Origin of the sequence: Providencia sp. PROV109, assembly GCF_033681625.1 — a bacterium.
In the GTDB taxonomy this organism is placed as follows: Bacteria; Pseudomonadota; Gammaproteobacteria; order Enterobacterales; family Enterobacteriaceae; genus Providencia; species Providencia hangzhouensis.
On record NZ_CP096320.1, the window covers coordinates 1,179,192 to 1,199,270 of the forward strand.

Here is a 20,079-nt window from a genome sequence, read left to right on the forward strand (position 1 = left end):
CGTGAATAGACGAAATTTTCTTAAACTCTCCGCAGGGGGAGCATTACTTGCGGGAAGTTCACCCAGTTTGGCGGGGCCTGAAAACCGTCCGCCGATTCCCAATTCTTTGGGGATGCTATATGACTCGACCCTGTGTATTGGGTGTCAGGCGTGTGTGACAAAATGCCAAGATATTAACCACCCAGAGCGTAACCCGGTCGGGGAACAAACTTGGTCAAATAATGACAAACTCACTCCTTATACCAACAATATTATTCAGGTTTGGAGCAGTGGAACAGGTGTTCATAAAGACCAAGAAAAAGATGGCTATGCCTACATTAAAAAGCAGTGTATGCACTGTGTTGACCCTAATTGCGTGTCGGTTTGCCCTGTTCAAGCGCTGAAAAAAGACCCAAAAACCGGCATTGTTCATTACGATGCCAGCGTATGTACTGGCTGCCGCTATTGCATGGTGGCGTGTCCCTTTAATATTCCGAAATATGCTTACGATGACAAATTTGGTGCGATTCATAAATGCGAGTTATGCAACCAAAAAGGTGTCGAACGTTTAGACAAGGGTGGCTTGCCCGGTTGTGTCGAAGTTTGCCCAACGGGAGCGGTAATTTTCGGGACGCGGGAAGAATTGCTCGCGGAAGCCAAAAAACGTTTAACACTCAAAGTGGGGGATGAGTACGGTTACCCAAGACAAACCTTACATAGCAATGACCCGAATGTGATTAAAGTGCCTAAATATGAGTCTCATGTTTATGGGGAACTTGAAGGTGGTGGTACACAAGTTATTGTTCTTTCAGGTGTGCCCTATCAAAATCTTGGGTTGCCTGAATTGGAGCAGTTGTCTACTGGGGCTCGTTCTGAATATGTCCAGCACACCCTTTATAAAGGGATGGTATTGCCGCTCGCGGCGTTGGCAGGGTTGAGTTTCTTGGTGTATCGCAATACCAAGAATGATAAACACGAAGGAGACGACTCAAATGACGACGCATCATAAAGAGCAGCCGTTAGGCGGGCGTTTAGTCAGTTGGCCAATTATGGTATTTGGGCCATTAGTGCTGATTTGTGTCATCTTGATTGTTAAACGTTTGGTCTTCGGCTTAGGCTCAGTTTCTGACCTAAATGGTGGCTATCCTTGGGGGATCTGGATTGCTTTTGACTTACTAATTGGTACCGGTTTTGCTTGTGGCGGTTGGGCGCTGGCTTGGGCGGTGTATGTATTTAATCGCGGTGAATATCACCCGTTAGTGCGCCCTGCGTTATTAGCCAGTTTGTTCGGTTACTCCCTCGGTGGTTTATCCATTACCATTGACGTAGGTCGTTACTGGAACTTGCCTTACTTTTACATCCCCGGTTTCTTTAACACCAATTCGGTGCTATTTGAAACGGCAGTGTGTATGACGATTTATATCGGTGTGATGGCACTGGAGTTTGCTCCTGCACTGTGTGAACGTTTTGGTTGGAAGGTTTCATTAAAACGCTTAAATAAAGTGATGTTTTTTATCATTGCGCTAGGGGCGTTATTGCCGATGATGCACCAGTCATCAATGGGGTCATTGATGATTTCAGCAGGATATAAAGTCCATCCTATTTGGCAAAGCTATGAAATGCTACCACTACTCTCATTGTTGACCGCATTTATTATGGGCTTTTCCATCGTTATTTTTGAAGGATCATTACTTCAAGCCGCATTACGTGGGCAGGGTGCTGATGAACGGCCATTGTTTGTTCGTATCACTCGGATCTTGCAGGTACTGTTAGTGCTGTTTCTGGTCTGTCGTTTTGGTGAGCTGATTTATCGAGATAAGTTGCACCATATCTTCAATACCGATTTCTACGCCATGATGTTTTGGATAGAAACCGCATTAATGGTTTTCCCATTGGTTATTTTCCGTATGCCATCACTGAGGAATGATTCTCGGTGGTTATATGCAAGCGGTTTAAGCATGTTGATTGGCGCTGCCATGTGGCGGATGAGCTATTCCCTCGTTGCATTCAACCCAGGGGGCGGATACGACTACTTCCCAACAACAGAAGAACTTTTAATTTCAATAGGTTTCGTGGCAATAGAGGTATGTGCTTATATCTTATTGATCCGCTTATTACCTGTTATTCCTGCATTGAAAAAAACAACGATGAGCCATTCAGAGGCCCGAGGTAAAGCATGAGCCAACGTATAACAATAGACCCAGTCACTCGTATCGAAGGTCACTTACGCATTGATTGTGAAATTGAAGATGGAAAAGTCACTAAGGCTTGGGCTTCAGGCACGATGTGGCGTGGTATGGAAGAGATAGTCAAAGGAAAAGACCCTCGTGATGCATGGATGATCATGCAGCGTATTTGTGGGGTTTGTACCACCGTGCACGGTATTGTGTCGGTGCGCACGATTGAGAGTGCCTTAAATATTGATGTGCCAGTGAATGCGCAGTATATCCGTAATATGATTTTAGCCGCGCATACTATTCAAGACCATATTGTCCATTTTTATCAATTATCGGCGTTAGATTGGGTAGATATCACCTCTGCGCTGAATGCAGACCCAAATAAAGCAGCAGAAATTTTGAGAGGCGTTTCGACGTGGCCACTGAATAGCCCAGAAGAGTTCACGCGAGTTCAAGATAAAATTAAAAAACTGGTTGCCAGTGGGCAATTGGGTATTTTTGCTAATGGATATTGGGGGCACCCAGCGATGAAACTATCGCCTGAGGTGAACTTAATTGCTGTAGCTCACTACTTACAAGCCCTCGAATGTCAGCGTGATGCTAACCGTATTGTGGCATTATTAGGAGGTAAAACGCCGCATATTCAAAACCTTGCTGTTGGTGGTGTCGCAAACCCTATCAACCTTGATGGTGTTGGGGTTCTGAACCTTGAACGCTTGATGTATGTAAAATCCTTTATTGACCGTTTAGGGGATTTTATCGAGCAAGTGTATAAGATTGACGCAGCGGTGATTGCAGCAGGCTACCCTGAATGGCTCGAAGTCGGTCAAGGTGCGAAACATTACATGTGTATGCCTGAAATGCCAATGGACGGTAAAAATGGGAATTTTCTATTACCTGGCGGGTATCTAGAGAACAGTGACTTTAGTACTTATCGCCCCATTACTAGCCATACAGATGAGTATTTGATCAACGGTATCAAAGAAAGTAGCAAACATGCATGGTACAAAGAAAATGAGCCACAAGCACCGTGGGAAGGCACCACGAACCCGGATTACACCGGCTGGGATGATGACGGTAAATATTCATGGGTAAAAGCACCAACTTTCTATGATAAAACCGTTGAGGTCGGGCCGCTCGCTGATTTGTTGTGTAAATTAGCGGCAAAACATGAACCGACAGAAAAACACTTTAATGATGTGGTGAACCTGTATCAAACACTGACAGGTAACAATATTAGTGTGGACCAACTGCATTCCACATTGGGGCGGATTATCGGACGTAGTGTTCGTTGTTGTGTATTGAATGAAACCTTGTCAATTCAATGGCAAGCGCTGGTGGACAACATCGCAAAAGGGGATCACACCACCTTTGTAAAACCCGTATTCCCAGAAAATGCCACCATTAAAGGTGTCGGTTTTGGTGAAGTACCTCGAGGTTTATTATCTCACTGGGTCGTGATCAAAGACGGTAAAATTGAAAATTACCAAGCGGTAGTGCCTTCTACTTGGAATTCAGGCCCACGTAATTTCAATGATGAGCCAGGCCCTTATGAGCAAGCATTGGTAGGAACTCCTGTCGCTGACCCATCTAAACCCCTTGAAGTGGTGCGGACCATTCACTCATTTGACCCTTGTATGTCTTGTGCAGTGCACATTGTTGACCCTGAAGGTGGCGAAGTCACTAAGGTTAAGGTGCTGTAATGCGTATTTTAGTCTTAGGTGTTGGCAATATACTGTTGAGCGATGAAGGGATTGGGGTACGCATCGTTGAGGCTTTAGAACAGCGCTATCACCTACCTGAATGCGTAGAAGTGCTTGATGGTGGAACTGCTGGAATGGAGTTAATTGGCCCAATGGCAGATAGAGACCATTTGATCATTGCCGATGTTGTGTTATCGAGCCAGAAGGCTGGCTCGATTTTAGTCTTGCGTGATGACGAAGTCCCTGCGCTGTTTACACGTAAAATTTCCCCACATCAACTCGGTTTATCAGATGTGCTATCCGCTTTGCATTTAACCGATGAATTCCCACAGCGGCTAACATTAGTTGGCGTTGTGCCTGAATCCCTCGAGCCGCATATCGGTTTGACGGCAACAGGGCTGGCCGCTTTAGAGCCAGCTTTACAAAAGGTTATTGAGGTTTTGCGAAGCGAAGGCTTGGAAATCATAGCGAAAGAAGAGAGTTTGCATGCCGGATGACATATTAGGTTATGAAACTAACCCTCGGCCTCAGGTTGAGGCCGCATTTACGCGCGTTGCTGAACAATCGATGCATGATTTGTCATTTTTGCATCCAACGATGCCTGTGCACGCCAGTGAGTTTGTCCTGTTTGAAGGGCAATGGGTGGGTGCGGTGATTACGCCATGGATGCTCAGCGCGATTATTCTACCGGGGCCTGAGCAATATTGGCCTCGCCGCGTGGTCGGTGACAAGGTTGGGTTAATCCTCCCCTATGGTGAAATGACTTATACCGTAGGTGAATTAGACGGCTTAACTCAATATTTTGCTTGCTCATTAATGTCGCCATTAGAAAAAAAAATGACACCAGAACAAGGTATTCACCTAACGGATGATTGCCAGCGAATATTGTTATCGCTCCCAGTTAGTGACCCGAATATTCCTCAAGCACCTGAACGTAGAGCATTGTTTGCCCGCCACTTAAGGGGGCAGGATGCATGAGGTTTCGTTATGCCAAAGTACGATAGAAATTATTGAACAGCAGGCGAAAAAAAATGCAGTTAACCGAGTCACCGGTGTTTGGCTTGAAATCGGCGCACTCTCTTGTGTTGAAGAGAGTGCGTTTCGCTTCAGTTTTGATGTCGTTTGCCGAGGTACGGTTGCAGAAGGCTGCCAGCTCCACATTATTTACCAGCCTGCACAAGCATGGTGTTGGGATTGCAGTGAAATAGTGGAAATAGACAGCCACCAATCGGTTTGTCCATGCTGTCAGGGGTTGAACCTGAAAGTGGAAAGTGGGGATAGTTTGCGCATCAAAGAGTTGGAAGTGGAGTAGCTTTTTGAGCTGAGCTTGAGGTGTATCAACTAGACTCAATGGACTATGTATTAATCTAATTTAACAATTTAGCGGTTGGGAGTGAAACTTATGTGTAGTACTTGTGGATGTGCGTCGGGAGAGCGCAAAATTGAGGGGGATGACCACGATCATCACCATGACCACCATCACGGCCATGATCACCACCAAGGTCACAACAATCATGATCACGACCATCACCATGATCATGAACCTAATGGGCAAACGGTGATCATTCATCACCATTATTATCATCAAGGTGATGTCCACAACCATTATCACCAATATGAACCCGCACCTGCTGAAAGCAAGTCTAAAAAGCATAAACACAAACATAAGCATAAACATAAACATATTTATCAAACGGCTGAGGCAAGTTTTAAACCAGCTGGGGAACACCATGACCTTGATTATGGCCACGGTGAAGCAGGTACCCATGCACCGGGGATTAGCCAAAAACGCATGCTACAAATTGAGATGGATGTGTTAGATAAAAATAACCATCTGGCGGAACATAACCGTAAGGATTTTTGCCAGAAGAATATTTTAGCGCTAAACCTCGTTTCTAGCCCCGGTTCAGGAAAAACCACCTTGTTGACAGAAACGTTGTTAAGACTGCGTGACAGAATTAATTGCGCAGTGATTGAAGGTGACCAACAAACCACTAATGATGCACAACGGATCCGCGAAACGGGTGTGCCTGCGATTCAAGTGAACACAGGAAAAGGCTGTCACTTAGATGCACAAATGGTCCACGATGCAACAGCACGCTTAGAGTTAGCCGATAACAGTTTGTTATTTATTGAAAATGTCGGGAATCTCGTGTGCCCTGCCAGTTTTGACTTAGGGGAACGCCATAAAGTAGCGGTGCTGTCAGTCACGGAAGGGGAAGATAAACCTCTCAAATATCCACATATGTTTGCGGCAGCAGATATCATGTTATTGAACAAAATCGACTTACTGCCATACCTGAATTTTGATGTTGATGCTTGTATCGCCAATGCTAAGCAAGTGAACCCCAATATCCAAGTTATCCAAGTTTCTGCGACACGCGGCGAAGGGATGGATGCATGGCTGGCATGGTTGGAGACACAGCTATGTGCTTAGGCATTCCGGGCAAAATAGTGGCAGTTGGTGAAGACATTCACCTACTCGCTCAAGTGGATGTTTGTGGTGTAAAACGCGATGTGAATATTGGCCTCATTTGTGAAGGGGAAACCGCCGATTTATTAGGCCAATGGGTATTGGTACACGTCGGGTTTGCCATGAGTATCATCAATGAAGAAGAAGCGCAATCTACCTTGGATGCGTTAACCGCGATGAGCCAGCTAGACCACGAGGTCAGCGATTTTAGTGGTTTAAATGCAGGAGCGGCAGATGCAGTACGTCGATGAATTTCGCGACCCTGTTCTTGCAAAAGCGCTGTTGGCGCATATTCATCAACGGGTGAATGAAATACCCCAAGCGAAACGACGCCCATTACAACTCATGGAAGTCTGTGGTGGCCACACCCACGCGATTTTTAAATTTGGTATTGACCAGTTATTACCCGCTGACATTGAATTTGTTCATGGGCCCGGTTGCCCTGTGTGCGTTTTGCCAATGGGACGAATTGATAGTTGTATTGAAATTGCACAGCACCCTGAGGTTATCTTTTGTACTTATGGCGATGCAATGCGTGTTCCAGGGGAAAAGGGCTCTTTACTTGACGCCAAGCGTGATGGAGCGGATGTCCGCATCGTTTATTCACCGCTAGATGCCTTGGCATTGGCAGAGCAGCATCCCCATCGCCAAGTGGTTTTCTTTGGCTTAGGCTTTGAAACCACAATGCCGAGTACGGCAATTACCTTGCAGCAGGCGAAGCGACGCCAATTAGCAAATTTTAGTGTATTTTGCCAGCACATTACGATCATTCCTACCTTGCGTAGCTTACTTGAGCAACCGGATGTGCGTATTGACGGCTTTTTAGCACCGGGACACGTGAGTATGGTGATCGGGGCGCATCCCTACCAGTTTATTAGCGAAGACTTCCATAAACCCTTGGTGGTCACAGGGTTCGAACCCTTAGATATTTTGCAGTCGTTAGCCATGCTAGTTGACCAAATCGCTGATGGTCGTTGTGAGGTAGAAAACCAATATAAACGCGTTGTGGCCGATGAAGGTAACCTGTTGGCACTTAAAGCGTTAGAGGAAGTTTTTGAACTTAAACAAGCCAGTGAATGGCGCGGGTTGGGGGAAATTGCAGGTTCAGGGGTTCAATTAACTCAAGCTTACCAATTTTTTGATGCTGAGAAGCGTTTTCAGGTACAACCCCATAAAGTGGCTGATGACCCGCAAGCACGTTGCGGTGAGGTGTTAACAGGGCGCTGTAAACCGAACGAATGTACGTTGTTTGGGCGCCGTTGTACGCCACAAACGGCTTTTGGCGCATTAATGGTTTCTTCTGAAGGTGCCTGTGCAGCTTATTACCAATATCGTCGGGAGGCATAAATGAGTCGTGATGCTAACAATGTGGTGACGATGGCCCACGGAAGTGGTGGGCAGGCGATGCAGCAATTGATTGAACAGTTGTTTTTGCAGGCGTTTGCAAACCCAGCGTTGAATGAGCGAGAAGACCAAGCTCGGCTAGCATTGTCGGAAATGACCGCATTGGGTGACCGTTTGGCATTCAGTACCGATAGCTATGTTATCGACCCAATTTTTTTCCCGGGAGGCAATATTGGTAAAATAGCCGTTTGCGGCACAGTGAATGACGTTGCAGTTAGTGGGGCTACCCCCAAATATCTTTCTTGCGGTTTTATCTTGGAAGAAGGTTTTTCCCTGACTGAATTGCAGGTTATTGTCGAATCTATGGCGGCAACGGCAAAAGCGGCCGGTGTGGATATTGTGACAGGCGATACCAAGGTAGTGCAGCGCGGGGCCGCAGATAAAATCTTTATCAATACGGCAGGTATTGGCGTGATCCCGTCCAATATCCAGTGGGGAGCTCAGCATATTCAAGTTGGGGATAAAGTGATTGTTAGCGGTACGTTGGGTGACCACGGCGCGACTATCTTAAACCTGCGCGAACAACTCGGGTTAGAAGCGGAGCTTTGCAGTGATTGTGCTGTATTAACGCCATTGATAGCTCCGCTGCGTGAAATTGACGGCATTCGGGCATTACGAGACGCAACTCGTGGTGGCGTAACGGCAATTCTACATGAATTTGCCCAAGCCAGTGGCTGTGGAATTGCTGTTAATGAGGGGGATTTACCCGTCTCTTCTGCAGTTAGGGGCGTGTGCGAGCTATTGGGTTTAGAGCCGTTAAACTTTGCCAATGAAGGCAAACTAGTGATTGTGGTGAAACCTGAAGCGGAAAATGCGGTGCTTGCTGCACTACACCAGCACCCATTAGGGAAAGATGCCGCCACGATTGGCTGTGTGACTGAGCAAAAACAAGTCAAATTAGTTGGGATCTTCGGTACATCAAGGTTATTAGATTTGCCTCACAGCGAGCCTTTACCCCGTATTTGTTAATTAAAAACGCCCTATAGATAAAACCTATAGGGCGTCCAAATTTATTAACGTCTTAACATGCCTTTATCGATGATAAACTCGATAATGGTCTCTAAGCCGACTTTTTTCTTTAAGTTAGTAAACACATAGGGCTTTACTGGTCGCATTCTTGCGGTATCGGCTTCCATCACTTCTAATGAAGCGCCGACATACGGAGCAAGGTCAATTTTGTTAATCACCAGTAAATCGGAATGGGTGATCCCTGGCCCACCTTTACGTGGAATTTTTTCGCCTTCAGCAACATCAATAACATAAATGGTTAAGTCTGCCAGCTCTGGGCTAAACGTCGCGCTGAGGTTATCGCCGCCGCTTTCCACAAATACGATATCAAGGTTTTTATGGCGGATGGCTAACTCTTCAACTGCCGCTAAATTCATTGATGCATCTTCACGAATAGCGGTATGAGGGCAGCCGCCAGTTTCAACACCAATAATGCGGTCTGCATCTAGTGCTTCGGCACGGGTTAAAATTTTGGCATCTTCTTGGGTGTAAATATCATTGGTGACAACGGCAATTTGGTAAGTGTCGCGCATGGCTTTGCATAACACTTCTAATAATGCGGTTTTTCCTGAGCCGACCGGCCCACCGACACCAATTCTTAAGGGTTGATTATATTCTTGCATAGCATTTTCTCATGAACGAAATAGTCGTGTGTATTGGGTTTCATGCCGACTACTGGCAATAATTTGTGCAGGTGTAAAACTACCAATATCGTCTATTGGCCAGGTTGCCGATTGTGCAACCACCTCGGGTATGCGCTCAGCAAGGGTAAATAAAATATTTTGCCCCGCGCTTTGCCCTAAAGGGATAAGCTTAACACCGGACATCACCGAGTTTTCTAGCCAACCCCATGCATACGCGGTGCACAATTTTTCAACGTCAATTTGCCAATTTACCGCGGCGAGGGCGAAGGCCATTAGTTGGGTTTGTTTCACGCAGGTTTGCAGGTTAGCATCCAGTTCAATGCCTAGTTGAGGCAGCAACCGTGCAAAAGCAATTCCTCGTTGCCGCTCTTCTTGGCGTAGTTCTTTGGTTTCACGGCTGGCAATCATAAATTCACACCAATATTTCACCGCTTCAATATCACCAAGGGAAAGGGAAGTCTGAATTTGCCGTAAAACGGGAAGCTCTAATGTTGCAATGGCATGCGTCATTTGTGCGGTTAGCCAGCCTGCAAGGGTATTTGGTGTTGTTACCCAGCCTTTTTCAATCGCCCATTCTAAGCCTTGTGAATAGGTAAACGAGCCAACAGGTAAAGAAGGACTAACTAACTGGTATAAGCGCAGATCTGCTAACATAGGCACACTCCCTGAACCTGATTAGTGATGGTGATCATCGTGGCCGTGATGGTGGTGGTGACCACCTGATGAGCCGCCATAAGCCCCCGGTTCCGGTTGGTATTTTTCTAAACCGACACTAACCGTGGCACCTAACCCACGCGCCATATCATCTAACACATGATCATGAAAATAACGGCACCAACCCGCTTCAATTTGCAAAGGAACATGGCGGTTGCCTAAGTGATAGCAAACGCGGGCGAGCAACAGAGCGTCATCGCTGTAAACGGTAGAAACTTGCTCTTTCGCGGCTTCGATTGTGACTAACTCACCATCTTCAGTGGATAAAACGTCGCCTTCCTTCAGGATGGTTCCGCGCGGCAAAAATAGCCCCGCTTCTTGCCCATCACTTAAGGTAACTTTTAAACGGCTTTTGGTGCGTTCATCCATTGTTAAGCACAGGGTTAATGCACTTGGTGAATGGGGTTGTGGGGCAACCACTTTAATAAATTTTTTCATTTTCTGGCTCTTTTAATTAGGGGTCAGAATAAAAAGTAACGTTGTGCCATCGGTAACTCAGTCGCAGGTTCGCATACCAGTGGGATACCATCGGCTTTGACGATATAAGTTTGCGGGTCAAGTTCGATATGTGGCACATAACTGTTGTGCACCATAGAGGCTTTGCTAATGCTTCGGCAGCCTTCAACTCGGCCTATTTGGCTCTGCAAGCCTAATTTTTCAGGAACACCTGCTTCAATACCTGCTTTTGACATAAAAATCATTGAGGTATGGTATTTTGCTTTACCTAATGCTCCAAACATCGGGCGGTAATGTACAGGCTGTGGTGTTGGGATTGCGGCGTTAATATCACCCATTGGCGCATAGGCGACCATTCCCCCTTTCATAATTAGGGCGGGTTTGATGCCAAAAAATGCAGGGTCCCATAATACGATATCAGCTAACTTGCCTATTTCTATCGAACCGACTTCATGGGCAATACCGTGGGCGATAGCGGGGTTAATGGTGTATTTCGCCACATAACGTTTGATACGGTTATTATCGCTTTCTGGTGTGTCACCTTCTAAAGTTCCGCGCTGTAATTTCATTTTATGGGCGCACTGCCAAGTGCGAGTGATAACTTCACCAACGCGCCCCATGGCTTGTGAGTCTGAAGACATCACAGAAATTGCGCCCATATCGTGCAAAATATCTTCCGCAGCAATGGTTTCACGGCGAATACGAGATTCCGCAAAAGCCACATCTTCTGGAATTGATGGGTCGAGATGGTGGCAAACCATTAACATATCCAAGTGCTCATCAACGGTATTGATGGTGTATGGCATCGTTGGGTTGGTCGATGCAGGCAGAATATTCGGTTCTCCGACGGATTTGATGACGTCAGGGGCATGGCCACCGCCAGCACCTTCTGTATGGAATACGTGGATCACTCGTCCTGCAATGGCCTTCACGGTTTCTTCATAAAAACCGCCTTCATTTAACGTATCTGAATGGATAGCCACTTGCACATCCATTTCATCAGCCACATTCAAACAGTTGTGAATAGCCATTGGGGTAGCACCCCAGTCCTCGTGAATTTTTAAGCCAATGGCACCCGCTTCAATTTGTTCGCGAATCGCTTCGGGCCGACTGACGCAGCCTTTACCAAATAGCCCGACGTTGATCGGTAGTTCATCAACAGCTTCTAACATGCGGTACATATTCCAAATACCGGGGGTGACGGTAGTGGCATTAGTCCCAGCCACAGGGCCAGTTCCACCGCCTATAAAGGTGGTAATACCGGAAACAAGACCTTCTTCTGCTTGTTGTGGGCAAATAAAATGGATGTGGGTATCAACGCCACCCGCGGTGATAATTTTACCTTCGCCTGCAACCACTTCGGTACCGGGGCCGATAACGATATCGACATTGGGTTGAACATCAGGGTTACCTGCTTTACCAATCCCCGCAATACGGCCATTTTTGATCCCGATATCCGCTTTAACAATGCCCCAATGGTCTAAAATAATGGCGTTGGTGATTAGCACATCGACACACAGGTCACTGGTGACTTGGCTTTGGCCCATGCCGTCACGAATAACTTTACCGCCACCAAATTTGACCTCTTCACCATACGTGGTGAAATCTTTTTCGATCTCTAGAAATAATTCTGTATCAGCTAAGCGTAAACGGTCACCTGTTGTTGGACCAAACATATCTGCATACGCTTGACGAGAGATTGTTTTCATTATTAATTCTCACTCTCTAATTTACCCATGACTTTGCCATGGAAACCATATATTTCTCGCTTGCCGCTAAAAGCCACGAGTTCAACTGTGCGGCTTTGTCCTGGTTCAAAACGTACTGCCATGCCCGCAGGGATATTCAAACGAAAACCGAGTGTATTTTCGCGTTCAAATTTTAGGGCGTCGTTGACTTCATAAAAATGATAGTGAGAGCCAATTTGAATCGGGCGGTCACCATGGTTGGCAACTTGTATCGTTTGGGTTTCTCGGCCTGCATTTAGTTCGATATCACCCAAAGCGTGGTTGACTTTAATTTCACCGGGGATCATTTTGTTACCTATACAATCGGGTCGTGAATAGAAACCAGTTTTGTGCCATCAGGAAATGTACATTCCACTTGGATGTCTTTGATCATTTCTGGCACGCCTTCCATTACCTGCTCTGCGGTTAACAGGGTTCGGCCTTCGCTCATTAATTGGGCGACAGTTTTACCATCACGTGCGCCTTCCATAATCGAACAACTGATCAGCGCGACGGCTTCAGGGTAATTGAGCTTTAGCCCACGGGCTAAACGCCTTTCAGCAACGAGGCCTGCTGTAAAAAGCAATAATTTATCTTTTTCTCTTGGGGTTAATTCCATTTTTTGCTCCTAAAAAACGTTTAAGTTGCCCAAATACGCGGTGGTTCTGGGCAATAACCTAACCAATATTGTCTTGTTGCCTGCCAAATATGGGCAAAGCAAGCCATCATCGGCTCGGTTTGAGAACCTAATAACCGTAATACTAAAATGCCGTCTACATCAGTTAGCCCATATTCAAGCGGTCTCACTTCCGTAGAGAAAAACACGGCCAAACTCTCGTGAAGTTCAGCTTTTAACTCATCGCTGGCGGGGTAGATATACAAGGAGCCGACCATAGGAAATTCACGCATGACGGCTGATTGTTTTTGCGAACCTTCGATAAATATGGATTCCGCCAAGGTGAGTTTGTCATCAATATAAAACTGAAAGCGGCCCCGAATATCACCGTTGTCGAATTGCTCGTTTAATACTGGGCGCCCTAAACATTGGATTTCCCAGCCGACAAATTTTGATGAACTAGCGATTCGAACGTGGGTTTCTAAGCGAACTTGAGCCTCAGGGAAAAAAATATTTTCTTGAGGTAGCCATTCTAAGAACCCATTGGGCGCAACAGTTAATGTTTGTACTTGTCGCGCAACACCGCCCGCACTGCGATAAAATTTTGTCGCGCCGGGTGTGGTCAATAACGCATGGGCGTGTGGTTGAACATCAATATTAATAAGGAGTTTATCCCCCCCGACAACGCCACCGGGTGGATGAAGTAAATAGGTGTGTGCAATTCCTTGCTCGGGGTAGAATGGCCGCTGAACCATTAAAGGGCCGATATGTTGTTTATCCGTTAAGCGGGTGACGCCACGTTTTAGTTCATATCGTAAGAAGATTTCAGCTAACCAGCCTGATCCTGAAAAATCAGACATACTTTCTCCTGCAACTCAGTCAACTAAAAATACGCGAACATGTTTAGCTATACCCCAGCCAAAATTGGGTATTTGTGATGTAAAAGCTAATGCAAGTAGGGTAGGATGTGAATGAACGCCAAAAATCATTATTATTATTATGCAGTGTCGTAGGCTGCATGTGTATGCCGCGCGATTCTACACCTTATATCGAAAATTGCCTTTCAATTAAACAGCATTTTATTTAGAAAATATAACAACCATCAAAATAACAGTAAAAAATGAGCGTATATCTATATTGCGATTTCAACGCAACCGGACTATATTCTCAGCCGCACTGATATAGAGCTGATATGTTTTGTTTCATTACTTTATATCTATTCAACAATCCCTTTTCTTGGGAAGTCATTCTGACATTAACAGCAGTTTATAGAGATTATGGAATATAAATTCTTTCTTTCAGAAAGCCAGATGGTGTTAAAAGCGTTTTATATTGAAAGCGCGATGATAGCCATGCTAACTGGCGCGAAAGGAAATATCGTGATCAATGGCCAATCCATTGAAATTGAAAGCGATGTCACCTTAATTATTCCTAAATACAGCCAAGTTTCCTGTAATATTGTGTGTAATACCGTGAAGCAGCCGCTTGAGTTGCACACGCTGTCGATGTCAGCAGAAGAATTACAAGCGGTATTTTTATTACTGAAAACATTGATGAAGTCCGGTGCGCCTCTGACTAGCCACCAACCCATCTACCATATTTCTCCCCCAGAAACTGTGAGAGATAACTTTAGTTTGCTAAAACAATGCTTACCATTAAAAAAACAGAGTGCATCCCAAGAAGCATTGTTAATGAAACAGAGCCTATATTTTATTTTAATGGCGATATATCAAGAAGGTATCGATATTCTGAATCTTTTTCGTTTCAATTACGATGAACCGAAAAACCAAGCGATCACCCATTTGATAACCCAAGAACCGCAAAAAAAATGGCATTTAGACGATGTTGCGAAAGCGTTATTTACGACCCCTTCAACGTTGCGCCGCCATTTGAACCGCGAAGGGGTGTCTTTTCGCCAATTATTGTTAGATGTTCGCATGGGGATGGCATTGAATTATTTAACGTTTTCGAATTATTCTGTTTTTCAAATTAGTCATCGCTGCGGTTTTGGTAGCAATGCTTATTTTTGTGATGTCTTTAAGCGAAAATATAATATGACACCTTCTCAGTTTCGGTTGCAATCAAGGCAGTCGAACGACCCTAATTTTATTACTAATTTGTCCTTGCGATCTAACCCAATTGAATTTGACAAAGAAATTGATGAGTAGTTGTTAAGATAGGTCAAATAACGACTTAATTTTGACGGTTTCTCTAATAAATTCGCTGTTCTATTGATGTAGCGCCTAGCAATCAGGGCATTAAATTTAATATAACTCATATTGGTTACTCTACACATAGCGAATATCTCACCGATAGCGACACCAATGAAAATAACGGCATTGGTGGTTTGAAATAAAAAATAAAACCTATCTATAGAGGGATGTATGATTAAAAATATCGTTGCAGCAATGTGCCTGATGGGGCTCACACTGCAAGCTCAAGCCGTGGAACCTACTCAATCACAAACCTTACGTTTAGCTATTGGTTCAGAGCCCACTGAAGGATTTGACCCTATGCTTGGGTGGAGCCATGGCAGCTATCTACTGTTGCATAGCCCATTACTGAAACAAAAGGCTGACCTCTCATGGCATAGCTATATGCTTGAAAGTTATCAACATAATGCCGATGGTAAACAGTGGACACTTAAGCTGAAAAAAGGCTTAAAATTTTCCGATGGCTCACCATTGACCGCCAAAGATGTGGTTTTTACTTATAACAATGCCGCGGCAAGTGGCGGTAAGGTGGATATGGGCAGCTTTGCCAAAGCAGAAGAAGTTGACCCGTTAACCGTGAAGATCACGTTATCTTCCCCACAAAGTACCTTTGTTAATGTACTAGGCTCGCTAGGGATTGTTTGTGCAGATAAATATGATGCGAAAACCTATGCACATAACCCGATTGGCGCAGGCCCTTATCGCTTAGTCGCATTCCAGCCGGGGCAGCAATTGATTGTCGAGCAAAATCCGTATTATGCAGGGCCAAAAAATGACTTTGGTAAAATGGTCTTTGTCTTCCTTGATGAAGATGCGGCCTTTGCTGCGGCACAAAGCAATCAACTGGAAATCGTTCGTATCCCTGCCGCAGTAGCAGCGAATGCTAATGATGTGAAAAACATGAAATTGGTTGAGCGCTATAGCGTGGAAAACCGCGGTATCTCTTTCCCGATTCCACCCGCGGGTGAGAAAGATGCTCAAGGTAACCCTATCGGTAACGACATCACTTCTGATGTTGCTGTCCGTAAAGCGATTAACTATGCACTTGACCGTAAACTATTGGCAGAATCCGTATTAGAAGGCTTTGCCGTACCGGCTTATACTGGCGTCGCAGGGCTGCCATGGAATAACCCAGACTCCGCTTTTAAAGATGGTGACCTTGAGAAAGCCAAATCTATTTTAGAAGAGGCAGGGTGGAAGCTGAATAAAGAAGGTCTACGTGAGAAAAATGGTAAAGTGGCGAAACTGACATTATGGTATGCCAGTGGTGATACCACACGTCGTGACCTTGCTCAGGCAATCCGTTCAAGCTTAAAACCGATTGGTATCGAAATGGATTTAAAATCGGGAAGTTGGGAAACCGTTGAGCTACAGATGCATGCTAACCCAACATTGTTTGGTTGGGGAAGCTTAGACCCGATGGAAATTGTCCATAATTACAGCAGCAAAGCAGCTGGTGTTGGTTTTTATAACCCTGGTTATTATAAAAATGCGGCAGTTGATGAACTAATCGAAAAAGCGTTAGCACAAGCTGACCAAGACGCAGCGATTCCATTATGGCAACAAGTGGATTGGAATGGTAACACGGGTGTTGGTATTAAAGGCGATGCCCCATGGGCTTGGTTGATGAACCTGCAACATATTTATTTACTGAATAATTGTGTTGATTTAGGGACTAGTGCCCCTGAAATTCATGGTTCTTGGTCAGTATTAAATAATGTCGATGAATGGGCGTGGACCTGTCAGTAATGCGAACCGCACTCGGGCTTTTCTTGCGATTTATTTGTTTATTAACCGTAACGGCAGCGGGAATTTTTATCCTGCTGAGTTACTCGCCTATCGACCCAATAAAAGCCTATATCGGCAATGACTTACTGCATGTTCCCCCTGAGCAATACGCGCTAATTGCCGCGCGATGGGGGCTTGATCAGCCATTATGGGTACAGTTCTGGCGTTGGTTTTCACAAGTGTTACAGGGGGATTTTGGCTATTCCATGCTCTATAACACCCCAGTAATTCAAGTGATTGCTGACCGCCTTGTGCCTTCTTTAGCTCTACTTATTAGTTCTTGGCTGTTCTCTGGAGTTGTTGGTTTTGCGTTGGGTTTAGTGGCTGGGCGTTATTTAAACCGCTGGCCAGACAAACTCATCTCAACATTATGCTATTTACTGGCTTCAATTCCTGTTTTTTGGGTAGGCTTGCTGTTGTTGTCTTTGTTTGCGGTGACATTACAGTGGGCTCCGATATGCTGTGCTTGGCCGATAGGCTTGGATGAGCAAACGGCAACATTTTCACAGAAACTTCATCACCTAGTTTTACCTGTCATTGCGTTGGGTATGTTAGGCGTAGGTAATATCGCATTGCATACACGTGCCAAAGTTGTTGAAGTGATGAGCAGTGAATTTATTCATTACGCACAGGCTCAAGGGGATAATGGTTGGTCGATGATTGGGTTTCATGTACTAAAACATGCTATTACCCCGGCAATTTGTTTACAGTTTGCTTCTATTGGTGAATTACTAAGTGGGGCATTATTAGCAGAAAAAGTATTTGCCTATCCAGGCTTAGGTCAGGCGACGATAGATGCGGGGCTACGTGGAGATATTCCCTTGTTGATGGGGATCGTCATGTTATGTGCCGCGATAATATTTTTTAGCAATACGGTAGCTGACAGCCTACTAAAAAAAGTGAATAAGGGAGTGATGAGAGCGTCATGACATATAACCCTAATCGCGCTTTATTTAAGTTAGCTTTTTCGTTGCTTTTGCTGGTTGTTGTCAGTATCTATGCGTTTGGTCTCTCCCTCAATGATATTGAAATGAATTTACTCGATAGGCGTTTGCCACCTTCGTGGGCGCATCTATTTGGTACAGATAATTTAGGGCGTGATTTATTTGCCAGAACCTTTCAAGGTGTGGCAACTAGCTTGCAAATCGGCCTTATGGCAGCGGTTACCAGTGGTTTTATTGCACTTGTCATGGCCGGTTTATCTTCAATAAGCAAAGTGATGGACTATGTAGTGCGTGGCGTTATTGATGCCATGTTGGCATTGCCACATCTTTTATTACTGGTATTGATTTGTTTTACGCTGGGTGGCGGAAAAATGGGGGTGATTTGGGCCGTTGCACTGACGCATTGGCCAAAATTAGCCTTAATTTTACGTTCGGAGTTACAACGAGTTAGCCAGTCAGATTATATTATGTTATCTCAACGTATTGGTAACAGTGCGTTTTACCGCTGGCGTTATCACTATTTACCGATGATTTTGCCTCAATGGATGGTAGGAACGTTGTTAATGTTTCCCCATGCGGTTTTACACAGTGCGGCGTTAAGTTTCTTAGGCTTTGGTTTATCGCCCCATGAGCCCTCACTGGGTATTTTATTGTCCGATGCATTGCGTTATCTCAGCACAGGAGCTTGGTGGCTGGTGGTTTTCCCAGGCATTGCCTTAGTTGGGCTAGTGTTATTATTTGACCAATTTGCTAAAGCCTTGCAGCAGCTTTGGTTGAAGGGGGCCGTATGTTGAGTCTTGATAATCTCACCGTGGATGTCGCGCAATTTCGTTGGTTAGGGCGCAAGCGTTGGGCTCCGTTACTACAAGGGATTTCATTGGATATTCGGCCCGGTGAGATGGTTGCACTGGTGGGTGGGAGCGGGGAAGGCAAGAGCTTGTTATTACAGAGTGTTTTGGGGTTACTTCCCCATAATATGCGCTGTCGTGGCGGTATTCACCTTAATGGTAAAAAACTGACCGAACAAAACAAAGCGCAGCACCGTGGTAATGTATTATGCTATATACCTCAAGGGGTTAGCGCACTTAATCCATTAATTCGTATCGGCCCACAATTAGAACGTGCCGCAGTGTTAAGTGGGCAGCATATTAAAATGCACGATGTTGCGCGGCACTTACAGCAATATAATTTGCAAAGCTCACTAGTGGATAGCTACCCAAACCAGTTATCCGGTGGAATGGCAAAGCGGGTACTCGCCAGCAGTGCGACACTCTCTTGCGCGCAATATATTTTAGCGGATGAAATTTCATCATGGCTGGATGATGACCATGCTACACAACTGCTCGAAAACATTAAATCGCTTTGCCACGATGGCCGAGGTGTTTTATGGGTCACCCATGATTTATCCATGGCTGTGCGTTTTGCTGACCGTATTGCCTTATTGCGTAATGGAGCGTTGGAAGAAGTGTTAAGCAGCCAAAAGCTACAACAAGGTGGTGGTGGAAAATGGCTGCAATCGTTGTGGAATGCGTTACCGGAACATCAATTTATGGCAAGTAAATGAGTATCACTGAACCTATTTTACAAGTAAATAATTTATGCATTGAACAAGGTGGGCAGCGGGTGTGGGATGGCTTTAGCTTATCACTGACTAGCGGTGAACGTCTTGGGATATCTGCGCCCAGTGGTTTTGGGAAAACCACGTTGGGCCGAGTATTAGCTCAGTGGCAAAAGGCATCCCAAGGAACCATTTTGTTTGAAGGGCAACCGTTACCTCAACAAGGTTATTGCCCAATTCAATTAGTCCCCCAACATCCCGAAAAAAGCTTTAACCCCTATCGCAAGGTGGGGGCGAGTTTATTTGATGCTTGGCAGCCAGAAACCCATTGGTTAGAGCGCTTTTCGATTAAACCTGCTTGGCTTGAAAGGCTTCCCAGTGAGTTATCGGGTGGTGAACTTGCTCGTATTGCGTTACTGCGAGCCCTTGACCCGCGAACGAAAATTTTAATTGCCGATGAAATCACCGCACAGTTAGACGCCAATTTGCAAAAAGAAATTTGGCAGTTGTTAGTGAAATTATCCGAAGAGCGACCACTCGCAATGGTTATTTTTAGCCATAACAAAGCGTTATTAGAGAAAGTGTGTAGCCGTATTTGGGGAGTTAGCAAAACCTAGATGAAGTTCGTGTATTGACAAAAATATTTTTTTATTAATAATCGTCCCGTGTCCTAGG

The 20,079-nt window shown here is 45.2% G+C and carries 23 protein-coding genes; 16 read left to right on the plus strand and 7 right to left on the minus strand.

Annotated features, from left to right (window positions below; all coding sequences use genetic code 11):
* Position 1 precedes the first annotated feature (1 nt).
* The 10 genes from hybA to hypE all read left to right on the plus strand — a co-directional run bounded on the left by hybA (position 2) and on the right by hypE (position 8,705).
* A complete protein-coding gene (gene hybA / locus M1F25_RS05390) occupies positions 2 to 988 on the plus strand; it encodes a hydrogenase 2 operon protein HybA (RefSeq protein ID WP_094961065.1) in 987 nt (328 codons plus the stop codon).
* Positions 972 to 2,159 carry a Ni/Fe-hydrogenase cytochrome b subunit gene (hybB, locus tag M1F25_RS05395; RefSeq protein WP_004257947.1) on the plus strand — a complete coding sequence of 396 codons (1,188 nt, stop codon included), beginning with the start codon at positions 972 to 974 and terminating at the stop codon, positions 2,157 to 2,159. Before hybA ends, hybB begins: the two co-directional genes overlap by 17 nt.
* Positions 2,156 to 3,859: a hydrogenase 2 large subunit gene (gene hybC, locus M1F25_RS05400; RefSeq protein WP_004257943.1), complete on the plus strand. Its 1,704-nt coding sequence runs from the start codon at positions 2,156 to 2,158 to the stop codon at positions 3,857 to 3,859. Before hybB ends, hybC begins: the two co-directional genes overlap by 4 nt.
* Positions 3,859 to 4,356, plus strand: a complete 498-nt coding sequence (locus M1F25_RS05405; RefSeq protein WP_004257940.1) for a HyaD/HybD family hydrogenase maturation endopeptidase — start codon at positions 3,859 to 3,861, stop codon at positions 4,354 to 4,356. Before hybC ends, M1F25_RS05405 begins: the two co-directional genes overlap by 1 nt.
* On the plus strand, positions 4,346 to 4,837 hold the full coding sequence (hybE, locus tag M1F25_RS05410; RefSeq protein ID WP_047756229.1) for a hydrogenase-2 assembly chaperone: 492 nt from the start codon (positions 4,346 to 4,348) through the stop codon (positions 4,835 to 4,837). The genes M1F25_RS05405 and hybE overlap by 11 nt, the downstream gene beginning before the upstream one ends.
* Positions 4,830 to 5,171 carry a hydrogenase maturation nickel metallochaperone HypA gene (gene hypA / locus M1F25_RS05415; protein ID WP_004257935.1) on the plus strand — a complete coding sequence of 114 codons (342 nt, stop codon included), beginning with the start codon at positions 4,830 to 4,832 and terminating at the stop codon, positions 5,169 to 5,171. The genes hybE and hypA overlap by 8 nt, the downstream gene beginning before the upstream one ends.
* Positions 5,172 to 5,261: 90 nt before the next feature.
* Entirely contained in the window at positions 5,262 to 6,296 is a 1,035-nt protein-coding gene (gene hypB / locus M1F25_RS05420; RefSeq protein ID WP_094961066.1) for a hydrogenase nickel incorporation protein HypB, read from the plus strand.
* Positions 6,287 to 6,583 (plus strand): hydrogenase maturation factor HybG, encoded by a 297-nt coding sequence (hybG, locus tag M1F25_RS05425; RefSeq protein WP_181489685.1) that lies wholly within the window; start codon positions 6,287 to 6,289, stop codon positions 6,581 to 6,583. The genes hypB and hybG overlap by 10 nt, the downstream gene beginning before the upstream one ends.
* The gene (hypD, locus tag M1F25_RS05430) at positions 6,567 to 7,679 is read left to right on the plus strand and encodes a hydrogenase formation protein HypD (protein ID WP_181489416.1); all 1,113 of its coding nucleotides are present in this window, start codon (positions 6,567 to 6,569) and stop codon (positions 7,677 to 7,679) included. Before hybG ends, hypD begins: the two co-directional genes overlap by 17 nt.
* On the plus strand, positions 7,680 to 8,705 hold the full coding sequence (hypE, locus tag M1F25_RS05435) for a hydrogenase expression/formation protein HypE (RefSeq protein WP_110591242.1): 1,026 nt from the start codon (positions 7,680 to 7,682) through the stop codon (positions 8,703 to 8,705).
* Between the two features lie 44 nt (positions 8,706 to 8,749).
* On the opposite strand, the gene ureG is transcribed toward hypE, so the two are convergent.
* From ureG to M1F25_RS05470, 7 genes are read right to left on the minus strand one after another with little or no spacing between them, the layout of a single operon-like run.
* A complete protein-coding gene (gene ureG / locus M1F25_RS05440; RefSeq protein ID WP_004257918.1) occupies positions 8,750 to 9,367 on the minus strand; it encodes an urease accessory protein UreG in 618 nt (205 codons plus the stop codon).
* Between the two features lie 9 nt (positions 9,368 to 9,376).
* Positions 9,377 to 10,042, minus strand: a complete 666-nt coding sequence (locus M1F25_RS05445; protein WP_181489418.1) for an urease accessory protein UreF — start codon at positions 10,040 to 10,042, stop codon at positions 9,377 to 9,379.
* Between the two features lie 21 nt (positions 10,043 to 10,063).
* Positions 10,064 to 10,540: an urease accessory protein UreE gene (ureE, locus tag M1F25_RS05450; protein ID WP_072503027.1), complete on the minus strand. Its 477-nt coding sequence runs from the start codon at positions 10,538 to 10,540 to the stop codon at positions 10,064 to 10,066.
* Positions 10,541 to 10,563: 23 nt separating this feature from the next.
* Positions 10,564 to 12,267, minus strand: coding sequence for an urease subunit alpha (gene ureC / locus M1F25_RS05455; RefSeq protein ID WP_181489420.1), 1,704 nt, complete (start codon positions 12,265 to 12,267; stop codon positions 10,564 to 10,566).
* Between the two features lie 2 nt (positions 12,268 to 12,269).
* Positions 12,270 to 12,593: an urease subunit beta gene (locus tag M1F25_RS05460; protein ID WP_004257906.1), complete on the minus strand. Its 324-nt coding sequence runs from the start codon at positions 12,591 to 12,593 to the stop codon at positions 12,270 to 12,272.
* An 8-nt stretch (positions 12,594 to 12,601) separates the two neighbouring features.
* On the minus strand, positions 12,602 to 12,904 hold the full coding sequence (locus M1F25_RS05465; protein ID WP_136135464.1) for an urease subunit gamma: 303 nt from the start codon (positions 12,902 to 12,904) through the stop codon (positions 12,602 to 12,604).
* Positions 12,905 to 12,924: 20 nt separating this feature from the next.
* Entirely contained in the window at positions 12,925 to 13,761 is an 837-nt protein-coding gene (locus M1F25_RS05470; RefSeq protein WP_144139872.1) for an urease accessory protein UreD, read from the minus strand.
* 417 nt (positions 13,762 to 14,178) lie between these two features.
* On the opposite strand from M1F25_RS05470, the gene M1F25_RS05475 reads away from it, so the two are divergent.
* From M1F25_RS05475 to M1F25_RS05500, 6 genes are all read left to right on the plus strand, one after another.
* Positions 14,179 to 15,069, plus strand: coding sequence for an AraC family transcriptional regulator (locus M1F25_RS05475; RefSeq protein WP_004257901.1), 891 nt, complete (start codon positions 14,179 to 14,181; stop codon positions 15,067 to 15,069).
* 240 nt (positions 15,070 to 15,309) lie between these two features.
* Positions 15,310 to 16,863: an ABC transporter substrate-binding protein gene (locus M1F25_RS05480; protein WP_232368749.1), complete on the plus strand. Its 1,554-nt coding sequence runs from the start codon at positions 15,310 to 15,312 to the stop codon at positions 16,861 to 16,863.
* Positions 16,863 to 17,831 (plus strand): ABC transporter permease, encoded by a 969-nt coding sequence (locus tag M1F25_RS05485; protein WP_112307496.1) that lies wholly within the window; start codon positions 16,863 to 16,865, stop codon positions 17,829 to 17,831. The genes M1F25_RS05480 and M1F25_RS05485 overlap by 1 nt, the downstream gene beginning before the upstream one ends.
* Positions 17,828 to 18,640, plus strand: a complete 813-nt coding sequence (locus M1F25_RS05490; RefSeq protein WP_004257889.1) for an ABC transporter permease — start codon at positions 17,828 to 17,830, stop codon at positions 18,638 to 18,640. The genes M1F25_RS05485 and M1F25_RS05490 overlap by 4 nt, the downstream gene beginning before the upstream one ends.
* Positions 18,634 to 19,410: an ATP-binding cassette domain-containing protein gene (locus M1F25_RS05495; protein ID WP_004257884.1), complete on the plus strand. Its 777-nt coding sequence runs from the start codon at positions 18,634 to 18,636 to the stop codon at positions 19,408 to 19,410. The genes M1F25_RS05490 and M1F25_RS05495 overlap by 7 nt, the downstream gene beginning before the upstream one ends.
* Positions 19,411 to 19,424: 14 nt before the next feature.
* Positions 19,425 to 20,021 carry an ATP-binding cassette domain-containing protein gene (locus M1F25_RS05500; RefSeq protein WP_164456349.1) on the plus strand — a complete coding sequence of 199 codons (597 nt, stop codon included), beginning with the start codon at positions 19,425 to 19,427 and terminating at the stop codon, positions 20,019 to 20,021.
* Positions 20,022 to 20,079 lie beyond the last annotated feature (58 nt).